The organism is Collinsella sp. AF39-11AT (genome assembly GCF_003474585.1).
Classification (GTDB): domain Bacteria; phylum Actinomycetota; class Coriobacteriia; order Coriobacteriales; family Coriobacteriaceae; genus Collinsella.
In genome coordinates this window covers 1-20869 of the sequence record NZ_QROG01000010.1, presented here as the reverse complement: position 1 = coordinate 20869, position 20869 = coordinate 1, and the positions used below count along the sequence as shown (strand labels likewise).

General features: G+C 58.2%; 17 protein-coding genes. 10 read left to right on the top strand and 7 right to left on the bottom strand.

Annotation, left to right across the window (positions count from 1 at the left end):
* Positions 1–277 precede the first annotated feature (277 nt).
* Positions 278–1264, top strand: coding sequence for a LacI family DNA-binding transcriptional regulator (locus DW037_RS05530; RefSeq protein ID WP_118206363.1), 987 nt, complete (start codon positions 278–280; stop codon positions 1262–1264).
* Positions 1265–1393: 129 nt separating this feature from the next.
* Positions 1394–2554 carry an FprA family A-type flavoprotein gene (locus DW037_RS05525; RefSeq protein ID WP_233540576.1) on the top strand — a complete coding sequence of 387 codons (1161 nt, stop codon included), beginning with the start codon at positions 1394–1396 and terminating at the stop codon, positions 2552–2554.
* A gap of 59 nt (positions 2555–2613) precedes the next feature.
* Here the strand turns inward: DW037_RS05525 and DW037_RS05520 are convergent, their stop codons facing one another.
* Positions 2614–3417: a DeoR/GlpR family DNA-binding transcription regulator gene (locus tag DW037_RS05520; RefSeq protein WP_117629874.1), complete on the bottom strand. Its 804-nt coding sequence runs from the start codon at positions 3415–3417 to the stop codon at positions 2614–2616.
* Positions 3418–3752: 335 nt separating this feature from the next.
* Here DW037_RS05520 and DW037_RS05515 point away from each other — a divergent pair, with 335 nt between their 5' ends.
* Positions 3753–4610, top strand: coding sequence for a class II fructose-bisphosphate aldolase (locus tag DW037_RS05515; RefSeq protein ID WP_117629873.1), 858 nt, complete (start codon positions 3753–3755; stop codon positions 4608–4610).
* Positions 4611–4932: 322 nt separating this feature from the next.
* Here DW037_RS05515 and DW037_RS05510 read toward each other — a convergent pair whose 3' ends face one another.
* The 3 genes from DW037_RS05510 to vsr all read right to left on the bottom strand — a co-directional run bounded on the left by DW037_RS05510 (position 4933) and on the right by vsr (position 8014).
* The gene (locus tag DW037_RS05510; RefSeq protein ID WP_117629872.1) at positions 4933–5556 is read right to left on the bottom strand and encodes an HAD family hydrolase; all 624 of its coding nucleotides are present in this window, start codon (positions 5554–5556) and stop codon (positions 4933–4935) included.
* A 56-nt stretch (positions 5557–5612) separates the two neighbouring features.
* Complete coding sequence (locus DW037_RS05505; protein WP_158551686.1) at positions 5613–6542, bottom strand: AraC family transcriptional regulator; 930 nt, start codon at positions 6540–6542, stop codon at positions 5613–5615.
* Positions 6543–7039: 497 nt separating this feature from the next.
* Entirely contained in the window at positions 7040–8014 is a 975-nt protein-coding gene (gene vsr, locus DW037_RS05500) for a DNA mismatch endonuclease Vsr (RefSeq protein ID WP_117629870.1), read from the bottom strand.
* 148 nt (positions 8015–8162) lie between these two features.
* Between vsr and DW037_RS05495 the strand changes: the two genes are divergently transcribed.
* Together DW037_RS05495 and DW037_RS05490 are read left to right on the top strand one after the other, a co-directional pair.
* Positions 8163–8948 carry an ABC transporter ATP-binding protein gene (locus DW037_RS05495; protein ID WP_006234847.1) on the top strand — a complete coding sequence of 262 codons (786 nt, stop codon included), beginning with the start codon at positions 8163–8165 and terminating at the stop codon, positions 8946–8948.
* Positions 8938–11139, top strand: a complete 2202-nt coding sequence (locus DW037_RS05490; protein ID WP_118372951.1) for an FtsX-like permease family protein — start codon at positions 8938–8940, stop codon at positions 11137–11139. Before DW037_RS05495 ends, DW037_RS05490 begins: the two co-directional genes overlap by 11 nt.
* 330 nt (positions 11140–11469) lie before the next feature.
* On the opposite strand, the gene DW037_RS05485 is transcribed toward DW037_RS05490, so the two are convergent.
* A complete protein-coding gene (locus DW037_RS05485; RefSeq protein WP_158551685.1) occupies positions 11470–12435 on the bottom strand; it encodes a response regulator transcription factor in 966 nt (321 codons plus the stop codon).
* A gap of 330 nt (positions 12436–12765) precedes the next feature.
* Here DW037_RS05485 and ptcA point away from each other — a divergent pair, with 330 nt between their 5' ends.
* The 5 genes from ptcA (at position 12766) to DW037_RS05465 (ending at position 18934) form a co-directional block, all read left to right on the top strand.
* A complete protein-coding gene (gene ptcA / locus DW037_RS05480; RefSeq protein ID WP_117583532.1) occupies positions 12766–13839 on the top strand; it encodes a putrescine carbamoyltransferase in 1074 nt (357 codons plus the stop codon).
* Between the two features lie 133 nt (positions 13840–13972).
* Positions 13973–15412: an APC family permease gene (locus DW037_RS05475; RefSeq protein ID WP_118094775.1), complete on the top strand. Its 1440-nt coding sequence runs from the start codon at positions 13973–13975 to the stop codon at positions 15410–15412.
* Positions 15413–15779: 367 nt separating this feature from the next.
* Positions 15780–16985 (top strand): agmatine deiminase family protein, encoded by a 1206-nt coding sequence (locus DW037_RS05470; RefSeq protein ID WP_089572369.1) that lies wholly within the window; start codon positions 15780–15782, stop codon positions 16983–16985.
* A 367-nt stretch (positions 16986–17352) separates the two neighbouring features.
* Positions 17353–17535: a hypothetical protein gene (locus DW037_RS10505; protein WP_147327489.1), complete on the top strand. Its 183-nt coding sequence runs from the start codon at positions 17353–17355 to the stop codon at positions 17533–17535.
* Entirely contained in the window at positions 17525–18934 is a 1410-nt protein-coding gene (locus DW037_RS05465; RefSeq protein ID WP_117629865.1) for an APC family permease, read from the top strand. The genes DW037_RS10505 and DW037_RS05465 overlap by 11 nt, the downstream gene beginning before the upstream one ends.
* A 35-nt stretch (positions 18935–18969) precedes the next feature.
* Here the strand turns inward: DW037_RS05465 and DW037_RS05460 are convergent, their stop codons facing one another.
* Both DW037_RS05460 and DW037_RS05455 read right to left on the bottom strand, forming a co-directional pair.
* Positions 18970–19161, bottom strand: coding sequence for a hypothetical protein (locus DW037_RS05460; RefSeq protein ID WP_117629864.1), 192 nt, complete (start codon positions 19159–19161; stop codon positions 18970–18972).
* A 759-nt stretch (positions 19162–19920) separates the two neighbouring features.
* Complete coding sequence (locus DW037_RS05455) at positions 19921–20571, bottom strand: GNAT family N-acetyltransferase (protein ID WP_117583527.1); 651 nt, start codon at positions 20569–20571, stop codon at positions 19921–19923.
* Between the last annotated feature and the right edge of the window lie 298 nt (positions 20572–20869).

Here is a 20869-nt window from a genome sequence, read left to right as displayed (position 1 = left end):
TATGTTAACGTACTCATAACACAACACTTATCACTTTTTGAGAATCTGGTAATCGGTAGAAATTCAGCCGTGAACGGTATTGCCGTATGGACTTATAGAGCAGAAGAGTTGCGGATTGAAAAAGTAGAGTACGTTAACATGCGTTCGACGATAGCGGGCTTCGGCGCGGGGTGTGTTTCTGCCCGGGCCGGCATGCACGCTATTCAGATCTCGCAAGGGTGAAGGTGATCCTGTGGCAAGGCGCCCGTCCAACGATACAGGTACGCGTCCGGTCTCCATGGCCGACGTCGCCCGCGCTGCTGGCGTTTCGCAGCAGACGGTTTCGCGCGTCGCCAACGGCTTGCCCAACGTTAACGAGCAGACGCGCCAGCGCGTGCAAGCCGCTATGCAAGAGCTCGGCTTTCGTCCGAGTTATGCCGGTCGCTCGCTGCGCGACGGCCGCTACCATTCGGTCGGTCTGTGCGTCAACGATGTCACCAAGTTTGGCAACCTCTCAATGATCGACGGCATCGCCAGCGCTGCTCGCGAGCATAATTGCGCCATCACGCTGGTCGAGATGTCCAAGACCGAGGAGTTCTCGCTTGCCGAGGCAACGCGTCGTATGGCTGCGCTGCCCGTGGACGGCATCATCATCGGCATGAGCCGTATGGCGCCCGATTTTGAGACGTTTGATCCACTGCCGGGCATTGGCACGGTCATCGTTACCATGTATGCGCATCCGCGCGTGACCACAGTCGATTCCGACCATTACGGCTGCTCGCTGTTGCTTATGGACCATCTGTTTGAGCTGGGGCACGAGCAGATTCGCTATATTGGCGGCCCGTCGTTCTCGGTCGACGAGCAATTTCGTCGCGCCGGTTGGCAGGATGCGCTCGAGCGTAAACACATCGAGCCGGCAGAGCCGCTCGAGGGCGACTGGTCTGCTAACAGCGGTTACGAGGCCGGCAGGTACCTGGCCGAGCATGACCGCGCCATGACGGCGATTTACGCGGCAAACGACCAGATGGCAAACGGCGCTATTGCAGCGCTGCGCGATAGCGGCTTGCGCGTGCCCGAGGACGTGAGCGTGGTGGGCGTCGACGATTCGCTCGATGATTTTGTCGCACACAACGAGCTCACGACCGTGCGATTCGATCTACATCAGCGCGGACGCGAGGTATTCGAGCATGCGGTTCCCGAGGCGGGTGCGGCGGACAAAACCGTTGCCATTCGTATTCCCGGACAACTCATCATTCGACATAGCACGGCGATACCGCGCGCATAGTTTGTGCTGATAAACGGCGATTTATCGCATTTCAATAACAATCGGTAAGGATGCCGGCAGATAGCTGTTGGGATGCAGCCGAGTGTTATGATAGACGGGTTCTTTTGTCTATCTAGGAGGCTTTGCCTGATGGAGATCACCAAGGATATCCGCTACGTTGGCGTCGACGATCACGACATTGACCTGTTCGAGGGCCAGTACGATGTGTCCGAGAACGGTATGGCATACAACAGCTACGTTATCTTGGGCGAAAAGATTGCTGTCGCCGATTCAGTCGACGGCGGTTTTGTCGACGAGTGGCTCGGTAACATCGAAGCCGTGCTCGACGGTCGCACGCCCGATTACCTGGTCGTTCACCATATGGAGCCCGATCACTCCGCCGGCATCGCCGCCTTTATGGAGCGCTATCCCCAGGCACAGATTGTGGCCAGCATGGGCGCCTTCCGCATGATGGTCAACTACTTTGGCACCGACTACCCCGAGCGCAAGATGGTCGTCAAAGAGGGCGACGTGCTCGATCTGGGCGGTCACAGCCTAACGTTTGTCGGCGCCCCCAACGTTCACTGGCCCGAGGTGATCTTCTCCTACGAGTCTACCGACAAGGTGCTCTTTAGTGCCGACGGCTTTGGCAAGTTTGGCGCTAACGACATCGAGGATCCCGAGGGTTGGGCTTGCGAGGCTCGCCGCTACTACTTTGGCATCGTTGGTAAGTTCGGCAAGTTCGTGCAGGCCGTGCTCAAGAAGGCCGCTGATCTGGACATCCAGATCATCTGCCCGCTCCACGGCCCCGTGCTGACCGAGAACCTGGGCTACTACCTCGACACCTACAACACCTGGTCGAGCTATCAGCCCGAGGACGAGGGCATCACCATTGCCTACGCGAGCGTCTACGGCCATCTGAAGGCTGCCGTTGAGGAGCTTGCATCTGCGCTTGAGGCTCGCGGCCAGAAGGTTTCCGTCTTTGACCTGGCTCGCGACGACATGGCCGAGGCCGTTGAGGACGCGTTCCGCTATGACCGTCTGGTGCTCGCCTCCATCACCTATCAGGGCGAGATCTTCCCGTTTATGAGCACCTTCATCCACACGCTCGCCGAGCATGCCTACCAGAACCGCACCGTGGCGCTCGTCGAGGCCGGTTCCTGGGCACCTGCCGCCGCTAAGGTTATGACCAAGGAGCTCGAGGGTATGAAAGACATCACGCTGACGCAGAATAAGGTGACCGTCCTGGGTTCGCTCAACGACGCCTCGCGCGCTCAGATCGAGGTTCTCGCCGACGAGCTGTCCAAGTAGCGACACATTCACTTCTGATGCTCAACCACCACAAAGGAGACCTTTGTGGTGGTTTTTGTTTAAGCGCCGGCGATGACGAGATTTGGGCGGGTGTCGTCGGCGATCTCGGCGATTGAGATGGCGACGGCGTGATCGGGGTCACGGTCCATTACGATGGCGTTGACGTCGGTCAGCTCGGCAAAGCGGTACATGCCACGTCCGTTGACCTTACTGGCGTCCATGAGGGCGACACTTTGACGAGCGGCACCGACCATAGCCGCTTTGGTCTCGGCCATCTGCGGAAAGTCGGTCGTAAAGCCGCAGCCGGGAACAAAAGCGCCAGGGCACATGACGGCAAGATCGGCGTGGACCATTTGGAGCGCCTGCATGGTAAGTGGGCCGTGCAGATAGCGATGGCCTTTGCGCAGTGCCCCGCCCAGCATGACGACATCGACTAAGGGCATGCTCTCGTCGATGTAATCGGCAATGGTAATGTCGGCCGTGATGACGGTGATGCCATCGCGCTGGTCGAGGAGCCGGACGAACTCGAGCGCTGTGGTGCCCGAGTCGACGAGCAGAGTGTCACCATTGCCGACGAGTTCAATGGCGCTTTGCGCGATGGCCTGCTTGGCGGCGACGTTGACATTGATGCGGCGATCCTGCGTGGAAACGGTCAGGCGTTTGTGGAGCGATACGGCACCGCCATGCGTGCGGCGCAGCTTGCCTGCTTCGGCGAGCGCGTCCAGGTCGGCTCGGGCGGTGACGGAGGACACGCCAAAGGTCTGGGCGATTTCTGCTACCTGCACCGAGGCATTATGATCGAGCATCTCCATGATGGCGGAACGACGCTCGTCGGCGAAAGCTCGGGTTGTTGCGTGGGCCATATCTGCTCCATCATCGTCTGAAATTTGCAGGAATTGTGTTGACTCTATTTTCGTTCATTTTCTTTTTGAGTAAGAAAATACCTTTCGATTACTTATCTTTTCTATAAAAGAAAGACGATCAAGGCTCAAAACTCAATATCGAACACGCGCGCTCGGGTTCGATCCCTTCCGTTTGCTTTTCAAAAATGAAGGTTGAACCTCGCGCGATGACAATATCTCGCACGTGCAAAGCCGCTGAATTTCATACAATGAGCGCAGCAAAACGCAAGGTAAAACGCCTTGTGAACAACTACGCCCGATGTCCAGATGCGGGCGAGGGAGAGGAGCAAACGCTCATGGCACTTGTTACCACCGAAAAGATGCTCAAGGACGCTCAGGCCGGCCACTACGCCGTCGGCGCGTTCAACGTCGAGAACCTCGAGTTTGTTATGGCCGTTCTGGCCGCTGCCGAGGAGACCAAGTCCCCCGTCATCATGCAGACCACCCCGGGCACCATCAAGACCGCTGGTCTGGACTACTTCTACGGCATGGTCAAGGCTGCCGCCGAGCGCGCTTCCGTGCCCGTCGCTCTGCACCTCGATCACGGCGATGGCTATGACCGCTGCATGCAGGCTTTCCGCACGGGCTACACCTCCGTTATGATTGACGGCTCGCACGAGTCCTTCGAGGACAACATCGCCCTGACCAAGTCCGTCGCCGATGCTGGCCGCGCCATGGGCGTGCCCGTCGAGGCTGAGCTCGGCAAGGTCGGCGGCAAGGAGGACGACGGTCCCGCGGTTGAGGGCGAGAGCCCCTACACCGATCCTGCCGAGGCCAAGGAGTTCGTCGAGCGCACTGGCTGCACCTCCCTCGCTATTGGCGTTGGCACCAGCCACGGCGTGTACACGAGCGATCCGCACATCGAGCAGTCCGTGGTCAAGGCCATCCGCGACGCCGTCGACGTGCCGCTGGTCCTGCACGGCACCTCCGGTGTGCCCGATGAGCAGGTTGCCGAGGCCGTGAAGAACGGCATCTGCAAGGTTAACTACGCTACCGAGCTGCGTCAGGCCTTCACCAAGGGCTTCATGGCCTACATGGCCGAGAACCCCGCCTGCTTCGATCCCAAGAAGCCGGCCAAGGAGGGCATGCGCGAGATCACCGAGCTGGTTAAGATCCGCATGACCAACCTCAACTCTGTGGGCAAGGCAGAGTAACAGCAAGGGTACTCCGACTCGCTACATATCCCGGGGAGGGACGGGGGCTTAGTTCCCCAATCGTCCTCGGGCATGCAAAAAGCCTCGCTGCGCACTTCGTGCGGCGAGGCTTTTTGCCCCCTGCGGAAAGATTGGGGAACTAAGCCCTCGTCCCTCCCAGGTTGACCTACTCGAGGTCGTCGCCCTTGTGGCGTTAGGGCGGAAAATAATAAGAAGCCTTCGCGCTGCGGAATGATTTTGGAAACTAAGTACGGGGACCCGCCCAAGCCGTTCTGCTCAATCGCCCTTGTGGTGTTGGGGCTGAAAGGGTGGGACGCGTGGGTTATTTGGTTGTTAGGGTTAGTAGGTCGTTGGGGGTTTTGAGGTTGTAGGTGGCGTTTGGGATGTCTTGGTGTGATCCCCATGCCGCTCTGGCAAAACTGACCCCTGCCGAAGTTGCGCATTGTTCGTCGTAGACGGTGTCGCCAACGTAGACGACGTTGCCAGGATTCGCGCCCGTACGCCGGAGATATTCGAGCATGGGTGCGGGTGCGGGTTTATGTTCGGTTGTGTCTTCGACAAGGATGATGTGCTCAAAATACTTATCGAAACCAAGGGGTGCAATTTCTTTTGTGTATTCGTCGCGCGCACGTGAGGAGACGATGCCAAGTTTGCAGCCGCTATCGGCGAGTGTTGCGATGACTTCAAGCAAACCTGGAAACACGCTGATGGTGCTTTTAAAGCTGGCGGCAACTTGGCACCAGCGATCCAACGTTGCCTGCGAGTAGATTCCAAGTTTCTCAAGGGCATCCTTGCCGGGTATGCCGAGGGCAAATTCAAGCTCGTGTCGGGGGAGCGTTTTGCCGGTCTCTTCTTGGACAATCTGGACAAGCGATGATAGAACGCTTTCTTCTGTATCTGCCAATGTCCCATCAACGTCAAATACGATATGGTCAAAGTGCTTCATATGATTGCTCCTCTCTGTTGTTTGCCTGCAAGTTTGATGCGGTGACAGAAGAAAGGCTAGCGGGATTTCTGCCTGGTGCTATCGAGATTCTGCCTCGCTGCTCGATAGCTCGAAGGAGTGCATCCCATTTGTTCTTTAAATACCTGGCCAAGATGGCTTGCTGTCGCAAAGCCGCATTGGCGCGCGACTGTCTGGACCGTTCGCGTGGTGTGTGTCAAAAGTTCGCAAGCACGGTTTACGCGGTATGCGCGCAGATATGCCGCCGGGGTCGTTCCTGCGCAAGCTTCGATAATGCGGTAACACTCTCTTTCGCTTACGCCGGCTGCAGATGCCATCTGGGGCACATCTATAGCGGCTGCATAGTTCGCGCGGATATAGTCCAGGATTGCCTTGAACTGTACGTCGCGGTTGGTCATCCAAGAGGCGTTGTCGGAGGAAAAGAGCGGTTCGGCCTTGGCGTAAATCTGAATCCAGAGCTCTGACAAGCTATTCCGAAGCGCCATCTCGTTCTGCGGCCGTTGAAGGTCGTGGTTAAAGGAACTCTTTAGCAAATCGATAAAGGGCATATCGTCGGGGTTGGTGGGCGACCATTTGAGCACATCGACGCCTCGACATTGCAGTAAAGGATTGATATAGCGCTTTTGAAGGCGTCCCGCGGGATCGCCGAGCATCGACGGCTGAAAGATATGCAACATTTGAATGGCTGGTGCCGAATTGGGTGATTGCAGCGTGCTGTGCAAAACGCCGCCGTTGATAAAGCCGGCGGACCCTTCCTCAAAGCGTACGTGCTCATGAGCCGCGCGCGTTCGATAGTCAATCGCTCCCTGCTCCATGTAGAAAAGCTCAACTTCGGAATGCCAGTGCCAGGGGACGGAATTGCCCGGATAGCGAGCGAATTCTGCGCGTTCGGCAATATAGGGCCAGTCATCGGCGGTCTCGGGAAACGCTTCCTCGCGTCCTCCGCGGTGCAATTCTATGTGATCCATGTTTCGCATGGCATCAGTATAAAGCGCGATGGGCTTAGATTGCTCTTGCCTGTTCGGGGAACGCCTTGTTTAGGGATGCTTGGAGCTTTTCGAACGATGCTCGCAAGTTGAGGTTCTGGTCGGTTGAGCGTTTTGCTTTTGTGGTGGGGGAGTCGAGGAGGCCATTTCTCTGTGTCGGGGGGAAGGAGAAAAGGTCTGCATGTGTTAGGGATGGCTGCTGTGTTGCGTCATTGGAAGAATGCATGCTTATGCGGCCTCCTCGATGTCCACCAAAAGGTTGCGCACAGGGTGTGCTGCTAGGTCCCGTGCGTTGGCAGTATTATGCAGCGGACCGTTCAAAGAAGCGCTAAAGAAAGGCTTAACCTGGTTTGGTGTTACGATGAAACCGCAGGTCAAGGCTATTGAGTAACACTCTTGAAAGGTTTTGGGCTTAAGGGCTTTCTAAGGTTTGTGACGTGGATGTGGCTCGCCTGTGTGGGGCGTGTGAATGCTCGCTGTTAGCGCTGCGGCTCTGCAGCCCGTACCTGCTCGATGACCTTTTCCATCGTGGCGTCGATGCGGTCTTTTTTGAGCTCGCATTCCCAGATGGTTATGGGTGTCCAGCCCATTTGAGTGAGTGCCGCCACGGCAGCGCGGTCGCGCTCGACGTTGCGACGGAACTTTGCCTCCCAAAAATCAACATTGCGCTTGGGCTGGCTCGGGTTGCACTTGGGGCAGCGGTGCCAAAAGCAGCCGTTGACGAAGATGGCGATCTTGCGGCCGGGGAAGGCGATGTCGGGCTTGCCGGGTACCTTCCATTCCAAACGATAGCCCGTAAGGCCCGCGGCCCGTAGGCGCTGACGTACGAGCAGCTCGGGCTTGGTGTTGGCGCGCTTGTTGCCCTTCATGGACTTTTTGATGGCGGCGCGCCGGCGGACCAGTTCGCGCTCGTCAGCGGAGAGGTCCGAGGTATCGATGCCGTCCAGCAGGCCGGGCTTGGGGCGCTTTTTGCTGCGGCGCTTAGGTTTGCGCCTGGGTTTGGCGGCTGTGTTGGGCGCGGCGTCATCGGCGGCGCTTGCCTCAAGCCGGTCTTCCTTCAGCTCAATCAGGGCATCAATGAGCCCCTTGTCGGCGGGCATCCACTCAACGGTGGCAAGCGAGGTGCGCGGAATCCAGCGGATATCGAGCTGGCGGTCGTGCTTCTGAGGCTCATCGGATTCATCGGCGAGCGAGCAGTAGTAGCACTCCATGGAGAGATGAAAATCGGGGTAGTCATACTCAACGGTGTAGAAATCGCGCAGGTTGGTGACTTTTACCTGCAACTCTTCCATAAGCTCGCGGCGTACGGCGTCCTCGGGCGACTCGCCGCGCATGAGCTTACCACCCGGGAACTCCCAAAGTCCTTGCATGTCGCCGTAGCCGCGCTGCACGGCCAGCAGCTCGTCGGATCCTTCCTTGCGAATGATCCCGGCGGCAACATGAACAGTCTTCAACAGGAGTCCTCTCTCAACATCAACACGTGACAGGCTAGCTACCCGTACCTTACACAACGGTAAGGCAAGCGTAAGTCATATCGATGGTAGCCGACTCGGCTTCTTGCGACTATAGATGCCGTAGACTAATCGCAAGAAAGGACTCGGTATGCAAACCACGCACATGGCGACCCCGGTACTGGAGGTCGCGCATCTCGAAAAGGTATATGGAGCGCTGGGCAACGTGACCCGCGCGCTCAACGACGTCAGCTTTACCGTCAACCGCGGCGAATTTGTTGGCATCATGGGCGCTTCGGGCTCGGGCAAGTCGACGTTGCTCAACTGCGTGTCGACCATCGATAGCGCCACAAGTGGCACGATCCGCATCAACGGCCAGGACGTGACGCGCATGAAGCAGGCCAAGCTCTCGCAGTTCCGCCGCGAGGAACTGGGCTTTATCTTCCAGGACTCCAACCTGCTCGATACGCTCACGGCGCGCGAGAACATCGCCCTGCCGCTCACCATCGCCCGCACAAACTCGGCAGAGATCTCGACCCGCGTGCAGGATGTGGCAGCGCGCCTGTCCATCAGTCAGGTGCTCGACAAGTATCCCTATCAGATGTCCGGCGGTCAGCAGCAGCGCGTTGCCGCGGCTCGCGCGCTCGTCACCGATCCCACCATGATCATGGCCGACGAGCCCACCGGCGCCCTCGATTCCAAGAGCGCTCGCCTGCTGCTCGAGAGCCTGGAGGCCCTCAATCGCCGCCTACGCGCTACCGTGCTCATGGTCACGCACGACAGCTTTGCCGCCAGCTACACGAGTCGTGTACTGTTTATTCGCGACGGCAAAATCTTCACCGAGTTGCGCCGCGGCGACACCGACCGCCGAGAGTTTTTCGACCGCATTATGGAGGTCGTTGCCATGATGGGCGGTGAGGGCTCCGATGCTCTGTAAACTCGCTTGGGGCAACGTCCGCCGCGCCGGCCGCGACTATCTCGTCTACCTTTTGACGCTCACCCTGGGCGTCACGGTCTTCTATGCCTTTAACACCATCTCGATGCAGGTTGACATCGCCGGAATCGATGAAAAGGGCTTGGCGCAGGTTATGGGCAGCATGCTCGGCTACCTGACGTACTTTTTGGCCGGTGTCATGGCCTTTTTGATGGTGTATGCCAATAACTTCATCATGAAACGCCGCAAGAAGGAGTTTGGCCTGTACCAGGTGCTCGGCATGGGGCGCGGGCGCGTCGCCACGATCATGGCGCTCGAGACCGTGATAGTATCGGTCGTGGCCTTTGTTGCCGGCATTGTGCTGGGCGTGGGGCTCTCCCAGCTCATGACGTTCTTTACGGCCTCGCTCTTTAAGACGCAGATTGCCAATTTCCACTTTTTCTTCTCGGCGCATGCGTTCAACCTGACCCTTGCCTGCATGCTCGTGATGTTTGTGCTCACGCTACTGCTGAACCTTCGCGCCGTGCGTCGTACCAAACTCATCGAGCTTATGGGTGCCGAGCGTCGCAACGAGAGCATCAAGACACGCAACCCCTGGATCGCGATTGCCATCTTTGCCGTGGGCGTGGTGCTTGTGGGCGTGGCCTATTACCGTCTGCTACGTGATGGGTTCCCGCTAACCGCGACGGACAGCAAGCTGCAAGAGGCTATGAACCAGTTTGGCATTACGACCGCTATGGTTACAGTGGGCACCTTTGCCCTGTTCTTGGGACTCTCGGGCATGCTTATCAAGCTGTTGCAGAGCCTGCGCGGCGTGTATTGGCGCGGACTTAACATGTTTACCGTGCGCCAGCTTGCGGCCAAGGTCAACACGGTGTGCTTTTCGATGGGCGTCATCGCGATGATTCTGTTTTTGGCCATTACCTCGGTGACGTGCGGTATGTCTATTGCCAATGTGATGAACGAAAACCTGGAGCGCTATAACCCTGTTGACGTGTCTCAGACGTATGTCTATTACACGCCCGAAACGCTCGACTACTACAAGGAGTATGTCAATCCGTCTGAGGCCGATCGCATGGTGCTGGCCGATGCAACGGTCGATTTGTACGCTGCATGGCATGGCGAGCGCAAGTCGGCGGACAACAACGACGAGACCGGCAAAAAGGTCAATATCGCCGATGTTGCCGGTGAGCATGTGCAGATCGATTCGTATCTGAGTTACCCGCTTGGCGGCTCGGGCCCCTCGGTGGTGGCGGGCGAGATGTGCAAGGCCATGGGCGAAAAGCTTCCCAAGGCGCTCGAGGGAAGCAACGCCGATGCGATGGGTCTGTATGTGACGCCGGCGAGCCAGTACAACAAACTGCGCCAGATGATGGGCGAGGAGCCGGTGAGCATTGGCCGCGACCAGTATTTGCTCACGTGTGATATGGGCGGTGAGCTGGGCGACCTGTACACCAAATACATGGCCGGCGGCCATACCCTCACCTTGGGCGGGCATGAGCTCAAGCCCGCAACCGATAAGTCGGACGAGGACACGGCGGCCATCGCCAACTCGGCGATGGGCAGCAATCCCGGTACCGTGGTCGTAGCCGATGAACTGCTGTCCCAGCTTAATCTGCAGCCGTATTCCAGTAATCTGCTCGTTAATTACAAACAGGGTATGGATACGACCGAGGCAGACGAGAGCATTAAATACACCTTGCTCGATAATCTGCTCGTTGACGGCAAGGAGCCGGGGTCGTGGGGAGTCTTCATCAAGCGTTCCGAGATGTACACGCAAGCAGCGCAGATGAACGGCATGATTAGCTATCTGGCCATCTACATTGGCTTTGTACTGGTCGTTGCGTGCGCGGCAATCCTATCGATCCAGCAGATCTCCAATGTGGCCGACGGCAGCCGCAGCTATCGTGTGCTGGCACAGATCGGCTGTGACGACCGCCAGATTCGTCATTCGGTGATGGCGCAGCAAGCGGTATTCTTCCTGTTCCCGCTGGCAGTGGGCTTGGCGCACTCCTTTGTGGCGCTCAAGGTGATCATCGAGCTGGTGAGCGTATTCGGCGATATGAGCATCGCCGGCACCGCGGGCCTCACCTGCGCGATTTTCCTGGCGGCCTATGGTGGCTACTTCCTGGTAACGTACCTCATGAGCGCCGGCATGGTACAAGCTGCCATCGCCACCCGCTACAGCGAGTAGCAGACGGGTAAAACCATCGCAAAGCCACTGCGAACAGCCGCCGCGAACGGGGTTCGGACCCCTTTCGCGGCGGTTTTTTGCCTTTCTGGTGCGCCTCAGATGCAAGTGAGTAGACTTTCTTGGATTTGCCGAGCACACCGCGACAAGTGCCCAATAAAACCGCAGGTCAGGGCTGTGTCGATTTGGGGCGTGCTCGGCCTTCTGCAAAAAGCCTACTCACTTGGTTTTCGCTGTTAGAAGGCCGTCGCGAGGGAAAGCAGTTCCCTCGCGACGGCCTTCACGTTTGCCCAGATAAAACCTGCCAAAATAAACCTGTCCCTTTTTGGTAGGTTATCGCTTCCAGAAGTGGAGGATCAGCGTCGTGCGGTTTTGCTGCTCGGTTTTGACCAGGATGTTGTGGATGTGGGTCTTGACGGTGCCCACGGCAAGGAATAGCTCGTCGGCGATCTCTTGGTTCGATTTGCCCAGCACAACCAGGCGCATGACTTCGGTCTCGCGGTTGGAGAGCTTGTAGGCGTTGCGGTAGAAGGGCATCTGCTCTTCGATGTGTCGATCAAGATCGCTGACGTTCTTTTCCTCGGGTGCCTCCCGCATGCGAATCGAAAGCACGTGATAGGCATAGATAATCAGCAGAATCGCAAAGTAGCACGCAAAGATGTTCTCGCTAAAGTTGCGCTCGGATAGGTACAGCTGCAGCCAGGAGGGTGCCAGGCTCATGGGAACAACAAGGATGTTGTAGAAATCCTCGGCAACGATGCAACCGACCAGAATGGCGCCGATAATGAGGTGCTTTCGTTGATTGTTGACGCGCGCCTTAAGCTCGACCTGCGTGCTTTTATGCGCCGTCCAAAAGATATAGAGCCCCACAAATACAAGGAATGCCTGACGTATCGTGTAGTAGAGCCATTGATGCATGGGGCCGTAGGGGACAGCGACAATGATCAGCAGCTCGCTCAGGAAGAACGTTGCGACGGGAATAACAAACTGCTTTTTTGAATGTTTGTCGAGCAAGTCCATGGCAATGAGCCAGATAAAAGCTTGTGAAGCGGTCGCCACAAGGGTCCGCAACACAGGCATGGTAATTGAGTAATAGTCGCTGGCCGGAAAACTCTGGTTTTGCAGCGTGTATTCGAAAAAGAAAATCTCGGTCATCTCGATGGCATAGCAGATAAATACGCCGCTGCCATAGATAAAGAACCGTCGACGAGACGAGGCATAGGCGGCAAGCGAAAGCACTGCCGTCACAATACAAATCAGGAGTATCGCTAGGGTATAGAAGAACATCAGAGTGTTCATCTGCCACCGTCCCATCTCATTTCGTCTATGGCCGAGCCCTGTATATCTTGCGGGATATAGACGCCTCAACCCATCGTTTCATTGCGGATTAGGCGCCGAGTTACAGCATAGCGATATACCGTTCGCGGTTCCAGATAGTAAACCCCCTGCAAGCTCGCTACCTGCGGGTTTATATTGGTTTAGAGGGGGTGTAACTCCGTGAACGGTCTTTAATCCCGAATAAACTAGGTAAAAATTGCATACGGGTGAATGATGGTCTTGTCAACACGAGGCGTGATGTTCGAGCGTCTCATAGTAATAGTCGGCAAGACCGGCGGAAAGGAAATCGACATGGCACTGCCTAAGGATTTCATCGACACCAACGACTTCACCAAAGAGCAGATCCTGGCTATCGAGGATCTTGGCCTGGCAATGAAGAAGGCCATCAAGGTTGACGGTTATTATCCGCACCTGCTCCGCAACAAGAGCCTTGGCATGATCTTCCAGCAGGTCTCCACCCGCACCCGTCTTTCCTTCGAGACCGCTATGACCGACCTTGGCGGCCATGCTCAGTTCTATGGCCCTGGCACCATCCAGCTCGGCGGTCACGAGTCCCTGGGCGACACCGCTCGCGTTATGGGCTCGCTGCTCGACATCATGATGGCTCGCGTTGACCGTCACAAGGACGTCGTCGGCCTCGCCGAGGGCTCCGCTGTGCCCGTCATCAATGGCATGTCCGAGTTCAACCATCCCACGCAGGAGATGGGCGACCTCATGACCATGCTCGAGAACCTCCCCGAGGGCAAGAAGATCGAGGACTGCACCCTGGCCTTCATCGGCGACGCCACCCAGGTCTGCGTCTCCCTCATGTTCATCGCCTCCAAGGTCGGCATGAAGTTTGTCCAGTTTGGACCTAAGGGCCACCAGATCCCCGACGGCGGCCTGCACGTTGGCACCGTCGAGGAGCGCGCCGAGTTCGGCAAGCAGATGATGGCCATCGCCGAGGAGAACTGCAAGGTCTCCGGCGGCTCTGTCGTCATCTCCGACGACATCGAGTGCATCAAGGGCGCCGACTTCATCTACACCGACGTGTGGTATGGCCTGTACGACGAGGAGGTCTCGGGCGAGAACTACATGGACGTGTTCTATCCCAAGTATCAGGTCACCATGGACATGATGAACTTTGCCGGCCCCAACTCCAAGTTCATGCACTGCCTGCCGGCCACCCGCAACGAGGAGGTCGTCGACGAAGTCATGGACGATCCCGAGCGCTCCCTGTGCTGGGTCGAGGCCGAGAACCGCAAGCACTCCATCCGTGCTCTCCTTGCCGCCCTGGGCAAGCGCACCCCGCTCAACGACGAGGGTGTCGAGTACTCCGCCAAGGCTGAGCTCCACGCCGCTCTCGAGGCTCTCGAGCAGCTCTAAGCCTCAAGGCTTCTAAAAGCACGTTTGCGGGCGGCGGATGCTCGTCTCCTGTCGCCCGCTCACCGAGGCCCAAGCAATTGCCTTAATACCTTAGGGCCTCGGATCTGTCCAAGACTGAGCGAAGGAGCTCATCATGAGCGACGGAAAGAAAAAGCTTTCCTTCTTGACGGTCATTTCGACCATCATCTGCGTCGTCTTCGTTTGCGAGGCCGCCGCTCCTGCTGCTGCCATTGGCAACCAGCAGTTCTTCTGGTGGATCTTCCTGATCCTGACCTTCCTGCTTCCCTACGGCATGGTTGTCGCCGAGCTCGGTACCACCTATGACGGCGAGGGCGGCATTTACGACTGGGTACGCGATGGCCTGGGCGACAAATGGGGCGCCCGCATCTCGTACTACTACTGGGTCAACTACCCGCTGTGGATCGCCTCGCTGGCTACCATGTTCCCCGACATTTTGGGCATGGTCTTTGGCGTCGAGTTCAACTTGATCGCCAAGATGGGTATCGATCTTGCCTTTGTGTGGATCGTCTACCTCATGGGCCGCTCCAAGGCGGCCGACTCCGAGTGGGTCCTTAACGGTGGCGCCATCATCAAGGTCGCCGTCGCCGTTATCGTTGGCGCTTTGGGCATTTGGTATGCCATGGAGAACGGTTTTGCGAACGACATGTCCGCTGCCACCTTCCTGCCCGAGCTCACCAACACCAACGCTCTCGGCTACCTGTCGATCATCATCTTTAACTTCATGGGCTTCGAGGTCATCTGCACTATGACCGACGACATGGCCGATCCCGCTCGCGATATCCCCAAGGCTATCATCGTCGGTGGCCTGTCCATCGCCGTGATCTACCTGTTCGCTGGCTTTGGCATCGGCGCTGCTGTGCCGGCCGATTCCATCGACCCCGACTATGGCATGATTGTCGCAGTCCAGACCATGGTGGGCGACTCCATGATCTTCAGGGTCATCTGCATCGCCTTCCTGATCACCCTGTTCGCCAACATGGCCGCCTGGTCCTTCGGCGTCAACTCCGTCGCCCGCTACGCTGCCGAGCACGGCAACATGCCCAAGGTCTTCGCCTCGATGATTTCGGATGATGACATGCCCAACGGCGCCAACCTGGTCAACGCCGTCGTTGCCTCCCTGGTGCTGTGCCTGCAGCTCGTTCCCATCGACGCCATCTCCAACGGCGTCTTCTGGATGCTCTTCGGCACCTCCGTCGTCTTCCTGCTGCTGACCTACATCCCGATGTTCCCGGCGTTCCTCAACCTTCGCAAGAGCGACCCCGACCGCGAGCGCATCTTCACGTTCCCGTTTAAGGGTGCCATGATGAAGGTCATGCTGGCCATCCCTTGCATCGAGCTGATCCTGGCCATCGTTGCAACGCTGGTGCCGCTCTCCGCCGCCGAGATTGGCGACAAGCTCCCGATGATCGTTATCTTCATCGTGCTTCTGCTCATCGGCGAGGTTGTCCGCGTCGTCAGCGCCAAGGGCCGCGAGACCGAGTACAAGGGCCTCACTCCCGAGCTGGCAGCTCAGCGTCTCGCTGAGGAGGCCGCCGAGGCCGAGGAGAACTAGAGCACCCGGTTCTGGGGCTCCAACCCTCCTCGTGTACCAACGCGCGCTTCGTCGGGCTTGTCGCTCCCGACTCCGGGCACTCTAGCCTCTTCGGAGACGTGCCCAAGCGACAGGTTTGCTAACCATTCCCCGGGGTGGGTGTGAGCGATAGCTCCGGTAACCACCGCCCACCCCAATCTCTCTTCCGTATCCTTCGTGCGTTTTGTCTCCGCGCACTTGGTTACGTCGTCGCTTGCCGGTGCGACTCCGTGAAAACCGGCGCCGGGCGCCCCGACCCTTGCCGGGGAACGGGCGCCTACCATCTCTTGGTTTTAGGCTGCGGGTAACCCGCCCGCAGCAAGCGATCGTTCGATTTGGAGGATATCTTATGCGTACGATCACCGAGTCCGAGTCCACCCCCAAGGCCGACGGCTTCTTTATGCCCGCTGAGTTCGCCCCGCAGGATCGCGTGTGGATGGGTTGGCCCCACCGCACCGACACCTGGGCCCACGGCGCCAAGCCGGCTCAGAAGCAGTATGCCGCCATCGCCCGCGCCATCGCCGAGTTCACCCCGGTTACCATGTGCGCCAACCAGGTCGACTATGCCAACTGCAAGGCCGTCTTCGAGGAGGACGAGAACGTCACCGTCATCGAGATGACCACCGACGACGCCTGGTTCCGCGACACCGCCGCCACCTACGTCATCAACGGCAAGGGTGAGAAGCGCGCCAACCACTGGCACTTCAACGCCTACGGCGGTCTCGTCGACGGCCTCTATTTCCCGTGGGACAAGGACGAGCAGATCGCCCTTAAGATGGCTGAGCTTTCCGGCTGCCGCCGCTATCGTCCCGATGACATGATCCTCGAGGGCGGCTCCATCACCGTTGACGGCGAGGGCACCCTTGTCGTGACCGACCAGTGCCTGCTTTCCCCGGGCCGCACCTGCTCTGCAGTGCTCGAGGAGGAAGAGGATCCCGAGTCCATCTGGCCCAAGTTCCACAAGAAGTTTGAGCCCTGGAGCGAGGAGCTTCGCGCCTACATGGACGAGCACCTCAAGGATTACCTGGGTGTCGAGAAGGTCATCTGGGTCAAGGAGGGCATCGACCCCGAGGAGACCAACGGCCACATCGACGACGTCGCCACGTTCATCGCGCCGGGCGTCATGGCCTGCATTTGGACCGACGATCCCGAGTATCCGTTCTACGAGCAGTGCCACGCTGCCTACGAGACCCTCTCCAACGCCGTCGACGCCAAGGGCCGCAAGATGAAGGTCTACAAGCTCTGCATGCCCGTGAACCCGCTGTTCATGGACCAGGCTTCCTGCGACACCATCGACGCCGACGAGAACGCCGAGCCGCGCGTCCCCGACGAGCCGCTGATCGCCTCCTACATGAACTACCTCGTGACCAACCACGGCGTTATCGTCCCGCAGTACGGCGACGAGAACGACCAGCTGGCCGTCGACACGCTCCAGAAGATCTACGACGAGGTCTGGGGCGAGGGTGTCTACAAGTGCGTCGGCGTTCAGTCCGAGCAGGTCGTCTTCGGTGGCGGCAACATCCACTGCATTACTCAGCAGGAGCCGTCCGCGTAATTGTCTGTCTTCCCGAGGCACGGCACCTTCCCGTTCATTCGTCGCTTGCGTACCAAAGTACGCGGCGCTCCTCTTTCACGGGAATCTGCCGCACCTCAGAAACCCAGCCGATCAATCGGACGGTCGGTGAATCGGACCATCTCGGGGCATTGATGGTCGGTTTATTCGATGTCTTGGTCGGCTGGGTTTTTCTTTGGGCACTCCGTTGCCTCCACTTCGGAGTGTCCGCCTCTTTGATTGAGTACGCGTCTGATCTGGGATTTATTGCGGGTTAGGCCAATTGTTCGCTTGAATTTCCCAGGTCAGACGCGTCTTCAATTGCTGATAGTTTCCGGTTGCGAGCGCGACCGTTTTGATCGGAGTATCTATGTACCAGCGTATCGTTATCTACACGCGCCTGTTCCGCGAGCGTTGGTCCAACAATTGCATCCTCTCTTCTCTTTGGGATGGCACCTGCACCGGTGACGCGGCCTGCAACCCTACCTTGGGCTGCGCCTTCGGTACAGATGCCATCCTTTTTGCTGTAGGGGGAGCGTGCCGTGGCAGGTAAAAAGTTCTCCCTGTTCGAGGTCATCCTCTCGGTTATCTGCGTCGTTTTTACCATCGAGGCGGCGGCTCCGGCATCTGCCATGGGTAACGTGCAGTTCTTCTGGTGGATCTTCCTCATCATTACGTTTTTGCTTCCCTATGGCCTGGTGGTGGCCGAGCTCGGTACGGCGTTCGATTCCGAGGGCGGCCTGTACGATTGGGTTCGTCTGGGCTTGGGCGACCGTTGGGGCGCCCGCTGCTCCTGGTGCTATTGGGTCAACTTTCCACTGTGGGTGGCAAGTATCGCCTGCATGTTTCCCAGTGTCATCAATGCGGTATGGGGCATCGATTTTTCGCTTGGGGTCCGAATTGCCATCGAGCTTACCTTTGTGTGGGGCGTCACGGTCATGGCAATGCAGCCGGTGGCCGAGGCCGATTGGGTCATGGATGGCGGCGCCGTCATCAAGGTGCTCATTACCGCCGTGGTGGGAATCATCGGCATCTGGTTTGCCTGCAACAACGGCTTTGCCAACGATATGTCGTTTAAGACCTTTGTCCCCGATCTGGGAGACACTAACTCACTGACGTATCTTTCAATCATCCTATTCAACTTTATGGGCTTTGAGGTGGTCGCGACCTTTGCCAGCACGATGAAGAACCCATCGCGCGATATCCCCAAGGCGGTTATCGCCGGTGGCGTTGCCATCGCGGCGATCTACATTATCTGTGGCATCGGTATTGGAGCCGCGGTTCCCACCGAGCAGCTTTCACTCGATTCGGGCATTGTGGACGCGGTTGCCGCCATGGTGGGGCGCGCTCACCCGCTGACGATGGTCGTGGGCGTGGCCTTTCTGGTAACGCTGTTTGCCAACATGATCTGTTGGAGCTTTGGCGTCAACAACGTGGCGAGCTATGCCGCGCGCCATGGCAACATGCCGCGTCCCTTTGCGCTGGTGTCCAAGAAGACCGGCATGCCCAACGGCTCGGCACTCATTAACGGTTGTTTTGCCAGCTTGGTGCTGCTACTTCAGATTCCGCTGGGTGAAGGTTCCGACGTCTTTTGGGTCTTCTTCTCGATGAACGTCGTCTTTCTGCTCATGAGCTATATCCCGATGTTCCCGGCGTTTTGGCGCCTGCGTAAATACGACGACCGCCCGCGTGTGTTTCGCGCGCTCTTCGAGGGCAAGGTGCTTGCGGTAGCGCTTGCGGTGCCGGTGGTAGAGCTCGTGCTTTCGATTGTTGCGACAACCGTGCCGCTTAACAGCTCGCCCGCCGAGATGTCAAAGTTGCCGATCCTCATGGGTGTGGTGATCGGCGTGTTGCTGGGCGAGGTTTCGCGCCTCATATCGCGCCGCGGCCGCAGCATCGACAATCCCGGCGTTGGCGCAAGGGGGACAGGTCGCTTTGCACCAAAACAGTAGCGCCGCGAGTTGTGCGGTGCTAGATGCATCTTGGATTACTGCTCACGCTGCTCGGGATCAGATGCGAGCTTGGGTGCAAAGTAGGGGACGTGGCCCAGGTAGGGGCAGCTGTCCTCGCGTGATTCGACGACGCAGGGGATATCTTCGTAGGTGAGTGAGTCGCTCAGGCGGGCGATGGTCTTGGCGGCAGGAGCGACGAGCATCTTGAGCGGTGCGATAGGCGCCATGGCATCTCCTTTCTTGCATGCGACCCGTGTTTTGGCGCGAATGTATACGCCGCCAGTCTAGCATTCCGCCGAGGAGAGCTCCAAACCACCACAAAGGGGACAGGCACCTTTGTGGTGGTTTTGGTGTTTGACCAGATAATACCTGTTATCGCTCCCGGGCAGTCGTTGGGGACGTTCTAAAACGGTTATATGTCACTATCCAATAACGCCTCTGAACTGGGCCACTATTAGATTATGGAAAACACTACTGCAAGATTATGGCAAATGATACTGTCAGATTATTGCGTGTGCTGCTGTAGTCGTCGGGGGCCTGCCTTATGAGCGCCGGCATGGTGCGAACTGTCATCGCTGCCCGCTGCAGCGAGTAGCAAGCGGGCAAAACCGCCTCAAAACCAGCGCGAACAACCGCCGCGAAGAGGATCGGATCCCTTTCGCGGCGGTTGTTCGCCTATCTGGAGCGCCTCAAAACCAAGTGAGTAGGCTTTTTTGGATCTGCCGAGCATATCACGACAAGTGCTCAATAAAACCGCAGGTCAGCGCTGTGGCGATTCGGGGTGTGCTCGGCCTCCTGCAAAAAGTCTACTCACTTGGTTTTGGCTGCTAGAAGACTGCCGCGAGGGAAGGCAACTTCCTCGCGGCGGTTGGCGTTTACCCAGATAAAACCTGCCAAAATAAACCTGTCCCTTTTTGGCATGTCCCTTTTGGCGTGGCTGATTGCTTTGGGCTGTCTTGGAGAAAGCCCGTGAGGCGGCACTCAAGCTAATCCTGCGTGTCGCCTCCGTACATGTAGACGATAAAGCCGTCGCCGGTGTCTTGGCTGTGATCTTCCAAGATGCGCTTCATGTTGAGGTGCTCGTAGAACTGCCAGTCGGAGCTGCAGTCGCTCATCAGGAAGAACTTGGTGCAGCCTGCCCGGGCGAGCTCGGCGCGCGCAAGGTCGATGAGCGCGCGGCCGAGCCCCTTGCCCTGCCACTCGGGCACGATGATGATGAGGTTGAGTTGGCCCTGGGCATACTCATTGCCCGTGGCGGCAAAGCGGTCGGCCGTGGCCTTCTCGCGGCTGTCGCCAAAGAGCGAGCCCTCGAGCTTGGCGTCGGCGGTCTTCGCCATCTCGGTTGCCTGGGCGAACATCTCGTCGTAGCAGGGTACCCACGTGGGGTTGGTACGCGGCTTGCCGTCTTCGAAGATGCCGATGCAGCAGGCGGCGATAATGCGGCCCTCGGCCTCGGCGACAAGCGCGATGGGGGAGCGCTGCAGCTGCATGGCGATGTTAAAGCGCGCGCAGAAATCGGCAGCTTCGACGTCGCCGCGGTTGCGCAGCGTGTTGCACCACAGCTGGTTGTAGATGGCGGCGATGCCGGTCAGGTCATCAAGTGTGGTGGCGCGCAGGGCTACGTTGTCAAGGCTCATGGAGGCTCCTTCCGGGTTGGGTCAGGCCACCTCTGAGTGTGACATGGCCGCAGGGCCGCCGCATCAACCATTCGGTAGACGACCCCCGATCCCACGGGGGCGGAGAGATAGTCATTGGGGACGTTCTTAAACGACTGGTCAAACAAGAGCGTCCCCAACGACTACCTCAAGGAATGTCCCAGACTGCCGGCAGAAAAGGAACGTCCCTAACTGCCGCATCCGGAGCAAGACAACGCCGCAGGTAGAGGACGGACAGACACTATGACCCAATCCAGGGGCACGGAAACGACAGGAGCCC

Excerpts from the sequence above, each read along its gene's own strand:
- DW037_RS05530 (WP_118206363.1), top strand. The coding sequence starts at position 278 with ATGGCCGACGTCGCCCGCGCTGCTGGCGTTTCGCAGCAGACGGTTTCG.
- DW037_RS05525 (WP_233540576.1), top strand. The coding sequence starts at position 1,394 with ATGGAGATCACCAAGGATATCCGCTACGTTGGCGTCGACGATCACGAC.
- DW037_RS05520 (WP_117629874.1), bottom strand. The coding sequence starts at position 3,417 with ATGGCCCACGCAACAACCCGAGCTTTCGCCGACGAGCGTCGTTCCGCC.
- DW037_RS05515 (WP_117629873.1), top strand. The coding sequence starts at position 3,753 with ATGGCACTTGTTACCACCGAAAAGATGCTCAAGGACGCTCAGGCCGGC.
- DW037_RS05510 (WP_117629872.1), bottom strand. The coding sequence starts at position 5,556 with ATGAAGCACTTTGACCATATCGTATTTGACGTTGATGGGACATTGGCA.
- DW037_RS05505 (WP_158551686.1), bottom strand. The coding sequence starts at position 6,542 with ATGGATCACATAGAATTGCACCGCGGAGGACGCGAGGAAGCGTTTCCC.
- DW037_RS05495 (WP_006234847.1), top strand. The coding sequence starts at position 8,163 with ATGCAAACCACGCACATGGCGACCCCGGTACTGGAGGTCGCGCATCTC.
- DW037_RS05490 (WP_118372951.1), top strand. The coding sequence starts at position 8,938 with ATGCTCTGTAAACTCGCTTGGGGCAACGTCCGCCGCGCCGGCCGCGAC.
- DW037_RS05485 (WP_158551685.1), bottom strand. The coding sequence starts at position 12,435 with ATGAACACTCTGATGTTCTTCTATACCCTAGCGATACTCCTGATTTGT.
- ptcA (WP_117583532.1), top strand. The coding sequence starts at position 12,766 with ATGGCACTGCCTAAGGATTTCATCGACACCAACGACTTCACCAAAGAG.
- DW037_RS05475 (WP_118094775.1), top strand. The coding sequence starts at position 13,973 with ATGAGCGACGGAAAGAAAAAGCTTTCCTTCTTGACGGTCATTTCGACC.
- DW037_RS05470 (WP_089572369.1), top strand. The coding sequence starts at position 15,780 with ATGCGTACGATCACCGAGTCCGAGTCCACCCCCAAGGCCGACGGCTTC.
- DW037_RS10505 (WP_147327489.1), top strand. The coding sequence starts at position 17,353 with ATGTACCAGCGTATCGTTATCTACACGCGCCTGTTCCGCGAGCGTTGG.
- DW037_RS05460 (WP_117629864.1), bottom strand. The coding sequence starts at position 19,161 with ATGGCGCCTATCGCACCGCTCAAGATGCTCGTCGCTCCTGCCGCCAAG.
- DW037_RS05455 (WP_117583527.1), bottom strand. The coding sequence starts at position 20,571 with ATGAGCCTTGACAACGTAGCCCTGCGCGCCACCACACTTGATGACCTG.